Origin of the sequence: Candidatus Skiveiella danica, assembly GCF_022705245.1 — a bacterium.
GTDB lineage: Bacteria > Pseudomonadota > Gammaproteobacteria > Burkholderiales > Burkholderiaceae_C > Skiveiella > Skiveiella danica.
Genome location: NZ_JAKJEW010000009.1, coordinates 39,651 through 54,519, shown reverse-complemented (window position 1 = coordinate 54,519; position 14,869 = coordinate 39,651). Strand labels below are relative to the sequence as shown.

The following is a 14,869-nucleotide window of genomic DNA, read 5'->3' as shown; positions in this document are numbered from 1 at the left end:
GCGGTATGCTCGGCACCCATGAGCACCGTTCAGAAAATCCATACCGCCGTTTTCCCTGTTGCCGGCCTCGGCACCCGGTTTCTGCCTGCCACCAAGGCCGCTCCCAAGGAGATGCTGCCGGTGGTGGACAAGCCGCTGATCCAGTACGCGGTCGAGGAAGCCTACGCCGCTGGCGTGCGCCACATGGTCTTTGTCACCGGGCGCAGCAAACGCGCGATCGAAGACCACTTCGACACCGCCTACGAACTGGAAAATGAGCTGTCCACCGCGCACAAGGACGAACTGCTGGCGCTGGTGCGCTCGGTGCAGCCGGCCGACATGGTCTGCAGCTACGTGCGCCAGGCCCGATCGCTGGGCCTGGGCCACGCGGTGCTGTGCGCCGAGCGCCTGGTGGGCAACGAGCCCTTTGCCGTGCTGCTGGCCGACGACCTGATGACCGGCCCGCCGGGCGGCAGCGGCGTCCTGAGCCAGATGGTGGCGGCGTTCGAAAAGATGGGGCGTTCCATGCTGGCCGTCCAGGAAGTCCCCGCCGACCAGGTGCGCCGCTACGGCATCGTGGCGGGCGAGCCGGCCGGGCGCAACCTGATCCGGCTGGAAAAGATCGTCGAGAAGCCGGCGCCGGAGGAGGCCCCCTCCCGCATGGGCGTCGCCGGCCGCTACATCCTGACGCCTCGCATCTTCCAGGAAATCCGCAACCAGCCGACCGGTGTGGGTGGCGAGATCCAGTTGACCGACGCCATCAGCCGCCTGCTGGCCCATGAGGCCGTCTATGCGTTCCAGTACGAAGGCAAGCGCTACGATTGCGGCAGCAAGGAAGGATTTCTTGAAGCGACCGTGGAGCTGGCCTTGCAACACCCGCAAGTGGGCGCCCATTTCCGCGACTACCTGCGCTCGCTGACGCTCTGAATCAACGAGTCAGGCCGTGCTCCGCCCGGACGCGCGCCGGCCTGCCTTGCGCCTCAGCGCCGGCGCAGCACGTGGATGAACTCGCTGCCGACCTCCTGCTGCTCGACCAGTTCGTTGCCGGTCTGCCGCGCAAAGGCCTTGAAATCGCGCATCGAACCGCCATCGGTCGCTACGATTTTCAGCAGCTGGCCGCTTTCCATTTCGGACAATGCCTTCTTGGCCTTCAGAATGGGCAGCGGGCAGTTCAGGCCTCGGGTGTCGATTTCCTTGTCGATGTGCATGGGGTCTCCTGTGTGGCGCGCATTCTAGACATTCAGGCCTTGAACGGATCGATGAATCGCGGCTCATGGCCGCGCGCACGAAGCCAGTCGGCCAGCGCATAGCCGGTGCCGGCGGGCCAGCACCGCACCGCGTCCGGCGCGTAGAGCCGGTACTCCGCCAATTCCGGCGACAGCCGCACTTCACCGGTGGCGACCGCGTGGTAGGCGATGATGACCTGGTTCATGCGCTGGAAGTCGTAGACGCCGATCAGGTTGAGCGCGTTCGTCGTGAGATGGGTTTCCTCATGAATCTCCCGCGTGATGCCCTCTTGTGGCGTCTCGCCCGCCTCCATGAAGCCCGTGATCAGCGCAAACATGCGTCCCGGCCAGGCGGCATTGCGTGCCAGCAGGATCTGTCCGTCGTATTCGATCACCGCCGCCAGCACGGGCGTCGGATTGTTCCAGTGCGTGAAATCGCAGGCCGGGCAACGCAGCCGGGCTTTCTCGCCGCCGTCCTCCATCTGCGCCACCACCGACAAGGGCGTGGCGCAGCGCGGGCAGAAGCGGTACTCGTGCGTCATGAAAGCAGCCAGATACTACTGATGTGATAGCAGCCAGTGACCCATTGGCGCTGGGAAGGCATGGTTTTTTATCATGTTTTCCGGCTTTCAGGCCGGAAACACGCCGGTGGACAGGTAGCGGTCGCCCCGGTCGCAGACGACAAACGCAATGGTGGCGTTCTCGACCTGCGCAGCGATGGACTGCGCGACCCAGCAGGCCCCTGCGGCCGAAATGCCGGCAAAGATGCCTTCCTCGCGCGCCAGGCGCCGGCACATGTCCTCGGCATCCTCCTGGCTCACAAGCACCAGTTCGTCCACGGCGCTCGGGTCGTAGATCTTGGGCAGGTATTCCTGCGGCCACTTGCGGATGCCGGGGATGCGCGAGCCCTCGCTGGGCTGCGCGCCAATGACGCGGATCGCCGGGTTCTTCTCCTTCAGGAATCGCGAAACTCCCGTGATGGTGCCCGTGGTGCCCATGGCAGAGACGAAGTGCGTGATGCGCCCGCCGGTCTGCTCCCACAATTCAGGGCCGGTGGTCTCGTAGTGGATGCGCGGGTTGTCGGCGTTGGCGAACTGGTCCAGTACCCGGCCCTTGCCCGTCTTCTGCATGGTCTCGGCCAGATCACGCGCGAGCTCCATGCCCCCGCTTTTGGGAGTCAGGATCAATTCGGCACCAAAGGCCTTCATCGTCTGCGCCCGTTCGATCGACAAATCCTCCGGCATGATCAGCACCATGCGGTAGCCCTTGATGGCGGCCGCCATCGCCAGCGCAATGCCGGTGTTGCCGGAGGTCGCTTCAATCAGGGTGTCGCCCGGCTGGATTTCGCCGCGCTCCTCGGCGCGCCGGATCATCGACAGCGCCGGCCGATCTTTAACCGAGCCCGCAGGGTTGTTGCCTTCCAGTTTGCCCAGGACCACGTTGCCACGCGCCAGGTTCGTCGCCGCGCCAATACGTTGCAGCGCCACCAGGGGCGTCCTGCCAATCGCATCCTCGATCGTCGGATAGTTCATCCTTCGCACTGTGCCATAATTTCGCTCGACCTTCCCGAGGCCCGGGTGGTGAAATTGGTAGACGCGCCGGACTCAAAATCCGGTTCCGAAAGGAGTGTCGGTTCGATTCCGACCCCGGGCACCATCTATAAAGCCGACACGTTCCATAAACGTCCGGCTTTTTTCTTTTCCCCTATGAAAACATGATTCCTGTCGTGCGAGAGCGTCCGGCAGAGTGTGACACATTCCGGGGGCACTCGGGGGCATCTTTGGGGGCAGGATTTTGAAAATTGGGGGCATCCGCTGTTTTCTGCCCCCGCCAGGCGGGGCATCTTTTGGGGCATGGCCTTTCACCCCAGGCAGCGGGCGTTCGGCCCCGTACACCCCCTCCGAAACCCGGGCACATGAAAAATGTTGAACCGGTCGGTTTCCGCGATTGGCGTCTAGCCTTTTCCACCCCGAGCAGGCCCGCCCCTCTCTTAACCCCCTTGCGACTTGCAGCGAAACCGCCCTTTCCAAAGTTGCGATTCAGCAACACCTACCCATTACAACCCCCCTAGGTAGTGCCAGAAACTAGCCCGAAAGCGTCGGCCAATTCACCCTCGCGGCTTGACCCCAGGGAGTACCTTCGGCAACCCGGCGGGCCATTGGTCAACGGTTCGGGCGACGGGCAGTAGATCGCCAGGCGCCGGGCGCCAGCGGGTCGGCTTCCGGCTCCCGCTTCAATTTGTAGGGAACACCGGGAACAAATCGAAAAAGCGACGTAACCCCTTGTCACCATTGAGGAAAGTTGTTCCCTACAGGACCGGGAACAAACGCGGATCGGACGGGAACACCGGGAACAAAATAGTCCGCCGCAGTCCACCGAGGAACAAGGCGCCCGACACTAGGACGCACAGCACCCGAATCCCCTTGCTTGGTGCGCCGGGTGTTGATATCCACGGCGCGGAAGGAACTCGCCGCCAGCCGCCTACAGGCGGCCCGTTGGCCCTACGGCGGCTTGATGGTCGGGCGGTCGTTGGTGGACAACTCCGGGGACACCGAATCACGCCCCTGCGGCATTACGGCGCCAAGTCATGGCGCAGTCGGGGCGGGGCACGGCTGGTGCCTGGTCACACCACGGTCAAGGTCGGGCACGGCTGGTGCCTGCTCAGGCCACGGTCAAGGTCGGGCACGGCTGGTGCCTGCTCAGGCCACAGTCGGGGCGGGCACGGCTGGTGCCTGGTCACACCACGGTCAAGGTCGGGCACGGCTGGTGCCTGCTCAGGCCACAGTCGGGGCGGGGCACGGCCGCAAAGAACAAAGCCCGGACACTGCCGGGCCGTTCCGCCTTTGCTTCACCACGCCCAAATACAGCAAGGGCTTCCCCGGTTTAATGGCTGCCCCGTGGCCAGGCAGGTCGCGGCCTTGCGGCCGGTCGTAACCCATCGGGTCTAGCTGAAGGAATCCGCCTACCGAATGACGGGCGCCCGCCACCCCAGGTTGACCGGGCGTGCAACCCCCGCATGCCACAGGCGCAGCGCCTCGAATGCGCTGGCCTGAAACACCAAGCCCGCTTCTACGGTGACGCCGTTCGCCTCAAACGTCGAGGTCGCACGCAATGTGACTGTGCCGGGTTGCCCGTGCCGTGGTCGTGCTGTCGCTATGGTTGGGTTCGTCATGATTCTTTCCTCACGCGGGCCGCCACTCGCCGCGCTCGATCAGGCAATGTGCGATCTGCGTCACCCGCTGCCAATGCCCGGCCAGGACGTGCAGCGCAACCAATTGCGCGTAGGCGTGGGCTCCGCTCGAATGGCAGCCGAACACAGGCGACAAAAATGCTTCCGCCCTTTGGTGGTCATCGGTTGAGGGTCGAAAGATTGGCCCCACCCACTCAACGCCAGCATGTAGCAGCTCTGCCATGACGCCAGCGTGAAACACCGCTGCGCCTGCGGCCGTCAGTTCGCCCGTTGGGTCAGGCACCGCAGGCGCTTCGGTCGGCATGGCGGGCAAGTGGGTAAACCCCCCGGAAGGTGTCGCCGTCGCTGACGCCGCCCCGATGCCCAGCCACTGCAACAGGCAAACATGCCCCGCCTCGTGGTGCGCCACACGGCCCAGGTCAGGGCCGTGCGCCAGGTGGTGCCCCTGCCAGCCCCAGGCGCGTTTCAGCACGGCGGGGCGCGGGTAGTCAAAAGGGTTGACCGATTCACAGCGACTGGAGTGGGTCGCGTCCGCCATCGGTCGTGTCTGTTCGGTCAGCCGCCCGTCAGACGCGGTGCCCGCTTGGGCTTTGAAATCCATGTTCAAGCGCCGCCGCGAACGATGCCGCTGCGCCGCAGCAGGCACGCGCCAAGATCGGCCGTCACCTTGACGCATGCGCCGTCGACGTGCAAGGGGCGTTTGGCCTGCTCAACGCGAACCGGGTTCTTGGCGCCTGCCAGGCGCAACACGCCCACCACAGGGCAAACCATCGGATCGGCCAGCACATACCATCGGCCGGTCGGCAGATTCGCCAGCGACAAAACCTTGATGTCAAGGCCCGCATTGGTCACTTCGTTCTGCGCAGGCAGCTCCAGTTCAGGCGCGACGACAAGGAATTTCGCCTTCAGGTCGGCACGCTGCCCGGCCTGCGTCAACTGGGTGCGAAGCAAGGTTGTCGCCGAAATAAGCGCCGCCCAGCCGAAGGCTTCAGCCACCACGTTCGAGTAGGCTGCGTCAAAGGTGACAGCCCCATCATCAAGCACCGGATTCGCTTCGAGTGCATCGGCCATCAAGCGGGCTTCGATGCGCCCGGCACTGGCTCCCAGCTCGGCAAAGACGCGGCCAATTGCCCCCTGGTTGTCGTTGATGATGTCCTCGCGGGCAATCGTGATCGCACGGGCGAAGGTGGTCAGCGTCACATCCTGAGCGCCAGCCGCCATCATTACCAAGCCTTGTTTGATTTCGGCATTCTCAGCCAGCGGCTCAAGTGCAGGCGCAGAATCCAGCGCGGGAATCTGACTTGGGTAGAAGTTCGGCGCATCAAAAAGCGATGCGATGGCAAGGTGTTCGGACTGCCCTCGATAGGACTGGATCGTGACCGACGACACGCCATCAGCAAACAGGCGGGCGAACTCAGGGGAGCCCATGCCCGATGCGGCTATCGACATTTCAGTGTCATACGGTTGCGGCTTGCGCAGGCTTCGGCCGCAGGCGTAGGCGATTTTTCGCAGTGTCAATTCACTGGCCAGCGGGTGCGGCCGGTTGACGCTGGCGCCGGTGCCCATTGCAATCGCATCGGGGGCCGCGCTCATGACTTCGCGGGAATTGAATTCGGTGTAGTTCATGGTGAATGCCTTTCAAGAAGAGGGGTTAAATGGTCGGCCTTTGCCACTGAAATTTCGCGTTCAAAACGTCAGCAGGTCGTACAACCTTCGTTGCGTTCTCGGGATGCGCTCGCCGCTCAAAAAGGCGCGGTGAAGGGCCATGTCACACGGCCCAAGATCGCACGGCATACCGGCCCGCAGGCGCGGCCACACGCGACCGTCGAATCGCTTGATCGCGGACTCCAGGCGTTCGGCCACGGTCCACGGTCCGGGATCGTCAGCGGCCAACACACGGGCGCATTCCAGGAGCGCCGCGTCACGGGCCTTGCGCCTTGCCACCCGGTCGAGGCGTTGCACGTCGGCCCGGTCAATGGCCTGGTAAAGGACGCTCAAGGCGTCCGCTTGCGTCACCGGCTCGCCGCACGCCAGGCGCAATAGCAGCTCAATGCCGCTGGTCATACGTCAAGCCCAAAGATGGCGGGCGGGATGCGGTAGCAACGCACCAGCCCCAAGCCCGGCAGGCGTTCCGTGACGTTGAATCGGCCGGGCTCTTTCGTGACCAGACACTTATGCTCCAGAAGCACGCGGCACACGGCGGCCGGGTCGAAGCCCTGACAGACTTCGGCCTTGAATGTCTCGGCCAGGATGAAGTATTCAAAGCTCACGCCTTCACCCAGCGCAGCGGGCATGCGGTCGCCGTACTCTGTGCCGTGTTGGCTGTTCGTCTTGATCGGATCGCCGTCTGCATTCAGCATGCGCCGCACCCCGGCCCGCATCAGGGTTTTCGGGGCGTGGTCATCTGCGGATCGGTGCCACATGCTGAAGCGGCCGTCGCCGTGGGTTTCAAGGAAGCGCCGCACCTGTCGCAGCATGGCTGTCACCTCGCTACTGCCGGACCCGCCCCGCGATTGAATCCACGCCTCGAAACAAGCACGGGCGGCCCGCGTGGCTTCACCCGCTGGCCATCCGGTCAAGCCCGCTTCGGTGGCCAGCTCGCCCGCCACCGCCGCCAATGCGAAGCGCCGCCCGCCGCGTTGGACTTGCCCGGCCGCACTCTCGGGCACGATTTGCGCCTCTACCGTGTTCATGCGCTCGCGCAGCGTCGCCGCCAGTCCTTCGGTGTGGCTCACCAGATATTCAAGCCAGCCCCTGCCCGCTGTGCCGTAGCACCGCGCCGCGTGTTGCTTCACCCAGCCGGACAGCTCATGCCCGCCCTCAAACTCATGATTGGTTTCGGCCGCAGAGCCCGGCAACACTTCGGCCGGGATCGGGATCAGCCGGACTTCCTGCCCGCCCTTCATGACCTTGCCCGCCGTGCGCATGTGTTGCTCTAGCGAAACCTCGCCGCTACTGAGAAACAGCGTTCGCCAGGTCGGTTTCTGCCGCAGTCCGCCGCCTGCCTTTGCTCGGGATTTGCCCGCACCATCGGCCAGCATGTAACTAACAAGCCCCGCCTCTACCGCGTCAATCTGTCCCATTTCATCAAGGATCAGCGTCGCGTCATTGTGTTGCTCTCCCAAGAACTCAAATCCGTTTGACGTGCCGCGCCATTTTTGAATGTAGCTCTCGGGGTCGTTTTCTGTGCCCTTGCCCCACACGGACGCGGCAATCAAAAAGCTGGTGGTCTTGCCGATGCTGGTCGGGCCGGTCAACTGAAATCCGCCGCCCGTGGTGCCCGCTGCCCAGGCCAGCAACGGCCCGGCAAAGGCGGTCGCCGTGGCAAAGCAAAACCGGCTATTTCCGATGCACAGACGGGCCAGGTCTTGCCGCCACCTTTCCAGCGTGCCGCGTTGACTGAAGCGGGCTTCAATGCCTGCCTCGCTGTGAAAAATCACACGCTCGCCGCTCGGGTTCGTGCCTAGCGTTTCCTCGGGCAACACGTAGCAGCGGCCATGCCAGCCGACACGGGGCACATGCCGCACCAGCTCGGCAGGGGCGCGGCTTTGCAGGTATTCGGTCAACCATCCCCGCCGCTTCGCATCGGTCGGGGTCATGAATCCTTGACTCAGCAGCGCGGATCGAAACGCGGCCCCATCGCCCGCCAGCATGGAAAGCGGCATCAACCAGCGCCGCCCGGCCCGGTAAGGTGTATCAAACTCCAACAGCAACGCCGCCTGGTTATCGCTGCCATCGCGGGCCAGGCCCGTGACGCGCAGCGGCCCGCACACCTTGCGCGGCATCCCGCCATCATCGCCGGGCGGGGTGAACCATACGCCTTCATCGTCAACGTGGAAACGGTCAAAGGCCCGACCGGTGTCGTGCCCATCGTCGCCGCCTTGGGGCGCATGGCGCGGGCCGTGGCTATGGTTGCCCTGCCGGTCGGCTTGCGCCGCGTGGGCGGCCGATGCGCTGGCCTGGTGCGCCTCGATTGCGCCCTCGATACAGGCCCGCACCGCGTCAAGCCCTGCGGCCTGGTGCAGATCGTTGAAATCAGATCCATTTTCAGGAAGGGGCTCGGGGAACACGGCCAGGCCATGCACCGCACGCGCCGCCGCTTCGGCCTTCAGGCGGCCGGGGTTCGATCCGGTGCGGGCTTCGGTGGCGCGGTCATCATCGCCAGCAATCACGATCAGGACGCCCGGGTATTTCTTGCGCAAGGCTCTCGCCACGTGCGGCAAGTTTCCTGCGTCAAAGGCCACCGCCACCGGCAGGCCAGCGCCTTGAAACACGCTGGCGCCCGTGCCGAATCCCTCGCACACGGCCAGCGCGGGCGCGTCCTTGGGTTTGCCGATCCAATGCCAAAGCCCGGTTTTGCGTCCGCCACTGACGCCGGGCGGGCCATAGAACTTGTCTGTTCCCGTGGCTGGCTTTTCGGGTGCGATGCGCTGCACATTCCACAGCTTTTCCGATGCGTCGCGCATGGGAACCAGCGTCCAGGCGTCAGGGGTAAAGCGCACCCCGTGGGCTCCAACGCCCTTGCGGGCTGGATACCCGACAGGCGGGCTCTCTGGATCGGGGTCGCTGCACTGCTCCCACAGGGCCGCCGCTTCAGCCGCTGCGCGGGCGTGGGCGGCTTCGGTGCGGGCTTGTTCACGCCGTTGGCTTTCGGCTCGGTCGCGTTCGCGTTGCGCCAGGGCTTCGGGGCTGGGTGCGGCCGGCTCCTGGTCGGGTTTGGGCAGGGTGAAGCCGTGTTCTTTGGCCAGGTGCAACAGCGTGCCAATGCTCACGGCGCCGGTGCCCTTCACGCTGCGCCAGGTTGCCGCCGTGGCTTTGGGGTCGAAAGTGTCCGCCGTGGCGCTCCAGTCTGTGAACAGGTCGCGCCCCGTGCTGTCGGGATATTCGGACTTGATCGCCATTGCCACCCGTGCCCAGGTTTCGCGGCCACAGGTCGCCGATATGTGCGCCAGGGCTGCGCGGATCAGCTCGGGCGTGATGTTTGTTTTCATGGGACTTGGAATAGATCGCGCTGCGAAGACACAGCCGCCAGCGCGTAATAGGTGACGTGCCGAAACTTGCCCCGTGAATCAGGTTCAAGTACCTTGGACTTTTCAATGGGTTCGCCCTTGCGAATCAGTTCGCTCATCCGTGTCGTGACGCTGCGAACATCGCAATGCCGCTCCAGGTCGGCGCAGCTCGTGCGGCCGTGCTGTCGCAGGTAGGCCAACAGGATGTCGTGCTGATTCACTGCGCCGCCCCGGCCGCGTCGGCATGTGGCACGTCGGCGGTCTTGCGTTTGCGGCTCACCGCGTATGCACTCATGACGACATGCGCCGTGATATCGAGTCCGCAACGTGGCGAACCATCAGCGGCAACCCAGGCGGTCATCTTGGCTTCGCCGGCCAGCGACAGGGCGTCGCCATCCTCAAGCCGCTTCAAGGCCTCAATCGCCCCACGGTTGAAAGCAATGCAGGACAGCACGCGGCTTTCACCATCTTTGTCGGCTGCCAGGATTTTGAAAGTGGCGTAGGGCTTGCCGTTGACCGACTCCCGCATGGTTGGGGCACCGCGAAGCCGGCCGGCCGTCAGGACGTCGATCATTCATGCCCCCTCGCCGTGGTACGTGAGGCAATCCATTCATCGACGTCCTGCTCTTTCCAGGCGACAGCGCGGGCGCTCAAACGCACCGGGGCTGGAAAAGTCCGGTTCTTGACGCCAGCGTAAATGCTCGATTTGCCAAGGCCGGTTCGATCCTCCACCAGCGGCAAGCGGATCAGTTTTCCGGGGCGGGCGGGGGTGACGGTCGGTTGGCCGTCATTGCCCTGCGCGGCTGCGCCGTGCGCAGTTTCGGGACGTTCGTTAAGACTCATTTGGCACCTCATAAAGTTACTAAGGTGCCGATGATTTCCGGCTTCCGTCCTACGCTGGGAGGGAGATATTCAGGGGGGGTTATGCACTTTCAGGGACTGAAGCCCTTTTGCAACAGCGTCACGAACGGCCCTTCGCTGCGCCTCTGGAATCTGCGCCCAAACACTTTGCAAACGCTCCCGTGAATCGAAGCCGGGGATGGCTTGGCGCGTCGATCTCGGTATCGTTGCCTTTTGAACTTTGCGGGACAACCTGCGCAGCTCGTCGCGGGGGTCGCCCTTCACACCTATCTCTGCCGCGATCATTCGCAAGCCTTCTACAAGGCGGGATCGCTCGCTTGTTCTTAGAGGCAAACCAAAATGCAGGAACAAGGGCGAAAGCATTTCAACCAGCTCCAGAAGGCCGCAGGCCGTTCGCTTTCCACGCTGCGCCTTAACGCCGCTCCTTTTCAGCTCCCGCGAAAGCGCCTTGCGCATTGCAGCCTGCTCGGGAAAATTGCCGAAATCTCCAAGGCGCGTCGCAACTTCAATTACTTGAACAGCCTCCCTGCTTTTCAGCAACTCAAATAGTTCGCTGCGTAAGCCATTCGAAAATCGAGGGACATGGCACTCGTCCGCAATCCGCCCGATCTTGTCAAGGCGCCGCCTGAACCACGCAACCATTTCGGGGCTTTCTGGTTCAATCACCGCCACCCTCGTCATTCAGATCAGGCCCCGCTCTGCCATGCTCAACGCCGCGCCGCGTGCCACGATCACGTGATCCAGCATCCGCACTTCCACCAATTCAAGCGCGGCCTTCATGGTTTGCGTCAGTGCCTCGTCGTTCCGGCTTGGTTGCACGTTGCCGCTCGGGTGGTTGTGGGCAAGCACAACACCGGACGCACGATGCGCCAGCGCAGCCATCACGATTTCACGCGGATGCACAGTGACACTTTTCACACTGCCGGTGAAGTGGGTTTCGTAGGCGATTGCCCGGTTTTGGGAGTCGAGATACAGGGCGCCGAAAGTCTCGAACCGCTCCCCGGCCATGCGCAATTGCAGGTAGCCTTTCACCAAGTCGGGTGAACCAAAAACCTCGCGCTCTCGCAACTCCCGCCAAAGGATGGCCAGGGCACGTTCAATGGTCGCCCGCTCTTTGGCTTTCAGCCCACTGTAAAACGACAGTGCGCCGTTGGGCGTACCGTAGGCTGGCGCCGGTTCACGCGCCTTGACGCCGCGCCCGGCTGCCGGTCGCCTTGCCTTTGTTGTAGATTTCAAGGTAGCCATGATTTCGGCCCTCCTGTGGCCGTGATTGTGGTCAGGCGGGGCCGGTGTTCTCAGCATCGGCCCCGCCGCCTTTGTGCCCGGCTCAGTCCGCCGCCGGGCGTGGCGGTTTCACTCAAATTGCGGGCATCCGGCCAATTTCGCGGCCCGGTGAAGGGCTCCAAGGGAAGCCCTCTTTGCGCTCGTTTCCACAATCGTGCAAAGCTGGCCGGCACAGTCCACGGCGGGCCAGTGCGGGGCGGTCGGGGCGGGAATAGTCGGGGATTGAATGACTGAATGAATTTTCATCATATAAAAGTGTTCCCTATTTGTTCCCGGTCTGTTCCCTGTTTGTTCCCTGTGCCCTATCGTCCGCAAACCCGCATGGTTGCTGGGTTTCGCCAGTTTGTTCCCGGTGTTACCGGTGTTTTCCAGCGATAGCAGGCGGGGGAAGCGTTGACTTGCCATTTCACGCGGCCCGCTGGGGCATCTTCACCACGTTGCCCGCCTTGCGGCCGTCCAGGTAGTCCGCCCACCACTGCATCAGCTTTTCGCGGTCCTGCATGTAGGTTGATCGGTGATAGGCGGCCCGGATTTCGTTTTGTTCCTTGTGGGCGAGCTGGCGCTCGATCACGTCAGGATTCCAGCCGCATTCATTGGCCACCGTGGAAAACAGCGCACGGAAGCCGTGGGCGGTCGCCTCGTTTTTGTAGCCCATGCGTGCAAGGGCTGAATTGAAGGTGTTTTCGCTCAGGGGCTTGCTGGGATAGACAGGACTGGGGAAAACCAGCTCACGGCCGCCGCTCAGGGTCTGCATGGTGCGCAGCACTTCCACGGCTTGCCGGGACAGGGGCACCCGATGTTCAACCCGCATCTTCATGCGCTCGGGCGGGATCTTCCACAGCGCCGCGTCCAGGTCGAATTCCGCCCACCGTGCGCCACGTGTTTCGCCCGGCCTGGTGGCGCTCAGGATCAGCAGCCGCAGGGCTTGCGCCGTGGTGAAGTCGCCTTCGTAGGCGGCCAGCTTGCCCAGGAACTCGGGAAGGTCACGATCCGCCAGCGCGGCCCGGTGTTGCACTTCGCGGGGCTTGAGGATTTCAGACGGCACCAGATCAAGCATGGGGTTCGATTCGATCCGCTCATGGGTGACAGCCCAGCGGTAAACCGCCTTCACCCGTTGCAGCACCCGGCCCGCCTGGTCGGCTGCGCCCCGGGCCTCTACCTTTTTCACAGCCGCCATGATTTCGCCGGGCTTGATGCTGGCCAGGGGCCGGGCTCCCAGCGTCTTGAACAGGTCCGCTTCAAGGGATGCCCGGATGCGTTCAAGGGTCACAGGCTCCCAGCGGGCCGCCTGGTGCGCCAGCCAATCGCGGGCGACAGCCTCCAGGGTGTTGACGGCTTCATGGGCGGCCTTGGCCTTTTCGGCTTTGCGCAACAGGCCCGGATCGTCGCCTGCCTCCAGCACCTTGCGGGCGTCGGCGGCCCGTTCGCGGGCAGTCTTTAGGCTCACGGCCGGATAGACGCCAAAGGCCAGGCGCTTTTCCTTGCCGCCGTGGCGGTATTTCATCCGCCAGTAACGGCCACCGGTCGGGGTCAGTTCCAGGTAAAGCCCGCCGCCGTCAAAGTGTTTGCCGGGTTCGGTCAGGTTGCGCAGGGTGGCATCGGTCAGTTTCATGGGGGTATCCTTTGGCCTTTGGGGGCACATTTGGGGGCATTTTCGGCCCTCCCCACGACAACATCAAGGATTCATGCGGGTTTCAAGGGTGAGTGTGGGTGTGACCCCGGGCACCATCGGATGGGGTCATCTCGACCTGAACCCGCACGCCACCCAGGCCCTGCGGGTTTTTTGTTGTGCGTGCGGCAACGTTGTGCGAGGGACCGTCACGCACGATCGGCTCAGTCGTCGAGACTCTCGCTCCGGAGCATGGAAGCCTGCCGCATCAACACCGTGACCAGCACCGCCGCAACTGCCGAGCCTGTCATCCAGGGGGAAGCCGCAATCACCTGGGCCACGCCGGCCACGGCCTCGACACTGACCTGTTGCACGTGATCGACCAGAGCCCCCAGATCGCTGGCCCGCACGTTCTGCACATCGTCGAACTGCACCTGCACATCCTGCCAATGGCTGCGCAGCCGGATCTTGGCAAATATCCCGCCGGCGACCGCAGCCAGTGACAGCAGGCCGAGCGGACGCACCAGCCGCTCCAGCAGATGCCGGCGCCCCGCCGGCGACGCCGATTGAAAGGCGACCACCACCAGCTGCGAGAGCATGCGCTGGCGTACGACCGGGGAAGCCCTTTCAAAGGCCTGGAGCACTCTTTGCGCCAAGGGACCGGCCGGCCGCCCGGGCTGGACTAAAACGGTGTCGGGGGATGCGGCTGAAAAATCGTCCGGATGGGTCATGTCGCTCCTTCCACGGGGTCTGGCCGCCAGGGTGCCCAGCAGGCCTTCGGTGAGGGGTTGCACGCCGCAGTGCCGCGGCGGCCCTGGCAACCGGATGGTGTCCGGCCTGACAGGGAACGCGAAGCCTAATCCCATTGTGCAAAGGTCCGGTTGATTTTCTGTGACAGGATGTCAACAGGGGTCAAGGCGAGCCTTTTCAGGCACCGCCTCTGCCGGCCAGGTACGCCGCTCGGCAAGGCTCGAAGCCTTAATACCCGGATGAAATTGATGGGTTATTAATACCCGGGCATAATTCGCCCTACTCATTTTTATCCGGGTATTTTTTATGCGCACACCAGACACCCTCTGCGCCGCCTTCCAGGGTGGCCGCTGCCTCGCGAAGGGGCCCTTGGCCGAGGTAGCCCTGGCGGCCAAGGCCGCATTGGACGCCTCGGCACACGACCCGTCCGCCCCGTCGGTGCTGGTGTTCGACCACGCCACCGCCGAGGTCATCGAAATGGACTGGCGCGGCACGCCCGAGGAATTACTGGCGCGTCTGCTGGCGCAGGCCCAAGGCACGCCCACAGCCAATCCTGACCTTGCAGTGCATGATGATCGGAGCGAAGCCGACACCTCAGCCCTGCCCGAGCCGGCGCGGGGCCCGGGCCGACCCAAACTCGGGGTGGTGGCGCGCGAGGTCACGCTGCTGCCGCGCCACTGGGAATGGCTGGCCAGCCAACCGGGTGGCGCCTCGGTGGCGCTGCGCAAGCTGGTGGAGGTGGCGCGGCGCTCCTCCGAGGTCAAGGACCGGGTGCGCCAGGCCGGTGCCGTGGCCTACCGGTTCATGTCGACCATGGCCGGCCACGAGCCGGGTTTCGAGGAAGCCAGCCGCGCGCTCTTCGCCGGCGACCAGGCCGGGTTCGAGGCGCTCATTGCCGCCTGGCCCGTGGATGTGCAGAACCACCTGAAGGCGCTCGCCACCGACGCCTTCTGGGCATGAA

The 14,869-nt window shown here is 64.1% G+C and carries 16 protein-coding genes, 1 tRNA gene and 1 pseudogene; 3 read left to right on the top strand and 15 right to left on the bottom strand.

From position 1 onward, the window contains the following. Nucleotides 1-18 precede the first annotated feature (18 nt). Complete coding sequence (gene galU / locus ACMUOY_RS07125; protein ID WP_413892004.1) at nucleotides 19-906, top strand: UTP--glucose-1-phosphate uridylyltransferase; 888 nt, start codon at nucleotides 19-21, stop codon at nucleotides 904-906. 53 nt (nucleotides 907-959) lie between these two features. On the opposite strand, the gene ACMUOY_RS07120 is transcribed toward galU, so the two are convergent. From ACMUOY_RS07120 to cysM, 3 genes are all read right to left on the bottom strand, one after another. After that, nucleotides 960-1,187 carry a sulfurtransferase TusA family protein gene (locus ACMUOY_RS07120; RefSeq protein ID WP_413892003.1) on the bottom strand — a complete coding sequence of 76 codons (228 nt, stop codon included), beginning with the start codon at nucleotides 1,185-1,187 and terminating at the stop codon, nucleotides 960-962. A 32-nt stretch (nucleotides 1,188-1,219) separates the two neighbouring features. Further along, nucleotides 1,220-1,747 carry an NUDIX domain-containing protein gene (locus tag ACMUOY_RS07115; protein ID WP_413892002.1) on the bottom strand — a complete coding sequence of 176 codons (528 nt, stop codon included), beginning with the start codon at nucleotides 1,745-1,747 and terminating at the stop codon, nucleotides 1,220-1,222. A gap of 87 nt (nucleotides 1,748-1,834) precedes the next feature. After that, nucleotides 1,835-2,737, bottom strand: coding sequence for a cysteine synthase CysM (cysM, locus tag ACMUOY_RS07110; RefSeq protein WP_413892001.1), 903 nt, complete (start codon nucleotides 2,735-2,737; stop codon nucleotides 1,835-1,837). Nucleotides 2,738-2,776: 39 nt separating this feature from the next. Here cysM and ACMUOY_RS07105 point away from each other — a divergent pair. Continuing rightward, a tRNA-Leu gene (locus tag ACMUOY_RS07105) sits at nucleotides 2,777-2,861 on the top strand. Between the two features lie 1,306 nt (nucleotides 2,862-4,167). On the opposite strand, the gene ACMUOY_RS07100 is transcribed toward ACMUOY_RS07105, so the two are convergent. The 12 genes and pseudogenes from ACMUOY_RS07100 to ACMUOY_RS07045 form a co-directional block, all read right to left on the bottom strand. Then, the gene (locus ACMUOY_RS07100; RefSeq protein ID WP_413892000.1) at nucleotides 4,168-4,377 is read right to left on the bottom strand and encodes a hypothetical protein; all 210 of its coding nucleotides are present in this window, start codon (nucleotides 4,375-4,377) and stop codon (nucleotides 4,168-4,170) included. 10 nt (nucleotides 4,378-4,387) lie between these two features. After that, nucleotides 4,388-4,996: a hypothetical protein gene (locus ACMUOY_RS07095; protein ID WP_413891999.1), complete on the bottom strand. Its 609-nt coding sequence runs from the start codon at nucleotides 4,994-4,996 to the stop codon at nucleotides 4,388-4,390. A 2-nt stretch (nucleotides 4,997-4,998) separates the two neighbouring features. After that, complete coding sequence (locus ACMUOY_RS07090) at nucleotides 4,999-6,021, bottom strand: hypothetical protein (RefSeq protein WP_413891998.1); 1,023 nt, start codon at nucleotides 6,019-6,021, stop codon at nucleotides 4,999-5,001. 60 nt (nucleotides 6,022-6,081) lie between these two features. Next, a complete protein-coding gene (locus ACMUOY_RS07085; protein ID WP_413891997.1) occupies nucleotides 6,082-6,459 on the bottom strand; it encodes a hypothetical protein in 378 nt (125 codons plus the stop codon). After that, nucleotides 6,456-9,386, bottom strand: coding sequence for a DUF927 domain-containing protein (locus ACMUOY_RS07080; protein WP_413891996.1), 2,931 nt, complete (start codon nucleotides 9,384-9,386; stop codon nucleotides 6,456-6,458). Before ACMUOY_RS07080 ends, ACMUOY_RS07085 begins: the two co-directional genes overlap by 4 nt. Then, nucleotides 9,383-9,625, bottom strand: a complete 243-nt coding sequence (locus ACMUOY_RS07075) for a helix-turn-helix domain-containing protein (RefSeq protein ID WP_413891995.1) — start codon at nucleotides 9,623-9,625, stop codon at nucleotides 9,383-9,385. Before ACMUOY_RS07075 ends, ACMUOY_RS07080 begins: the two co-directional genes overlap by 4 nt. Next, entirely contained in the window at nucleotides 9,622-9,978 is a 357-nt protein-coding gene (locus ACMUOY_RS07070; RefSeq protein WP_413891994.1) for a single-stranded DNA-binding protein, read from the bottom strand. Before ACMUOY_RS07070 ends, ACMUOY_RS07075 begins: the two co-directional genes overlap by 4 nt. After that, nucleotides 9,975-10,247, bottom strand: a complete 273-nt coding sequence (locus tag ACMUOY_RS07065) for a helix-turn-helix transcriptional regulator (RefSeq protein ID WP_413891993.1) — start codon at nucleotides 10,245-10,247, stop codon at nucleotides 9,975-9,977. The genes ACMUOY_RS07070 and ACMUOY_RS07065 overlap by 4 nt, the downstream gene beginning before the upstream one ends. A gap of 69 nt (nucleotides 10,248-10,316) precedes the next feature. After that, nucleotides 10,317-10,931, bottom strand: coding sequence for a hypothetical protein (locus tag ACMUOY_RS07060; protein ID WP_413891992.1), 615 nt, complete (start codon nucleotides 10,929-10,931; stop codon nucleotides 10,317-10,319). A 15-nt stretch (nucleotides 10,932-10,946) separates the two neighbouring features. After that, a pseudogene (locus ACMUOY_RS07055) lies at nucleotides 10,947-11,387 on the bottom strand (JAB domain-containing protein); the annotation flags it as partial. Nucleotides 11,388-11,955: 568 nt separating this feature from the next. Then, a complete protein-coding gene (locus tag ACMUOY_RS07050; RefSeq protein WP_413891991.1) occupies nucleotides 11,956-13,161 on the bottom strand; it encodes a tyrosine-type recombinase/integrase in 1,206 nt (401 codons plus the stop codon). Nucleotides 13,162-13,382: 221 nt separating this feature from the next. Continuing rightward, nucleotides 13,383-13,889, bottom strand: a complete 507-nt coding sequence (locus ACMUOY_RS07045; RefSeq protein WP_413891990.1) for a hypothetical protein — start codon at nucleotides 13,887-13,889, stop codon at nucleotides 13,383-13,385. A 325-nt stretch (nucleotides 13,890-14,214) separates the two neighbouring features. On the opposite strand from ACMUOY_RS07045, the gene ACMUOY_RS07040 reads away from it, so the two are divergent. Further along, nucleotides 14,215-14,868, top strand: a complete 654-nt coding sequence (locus tag ACMUOY_RS07040) for a DUF2239 family protein (RefSeq protein ID WP_413891989.1) — start codon at nucleotides 14,215-14,217, stop codon at nucleotides 14,866-14,868. Nucleotide 14,869 lies beyond the last annotated feature (1 nt).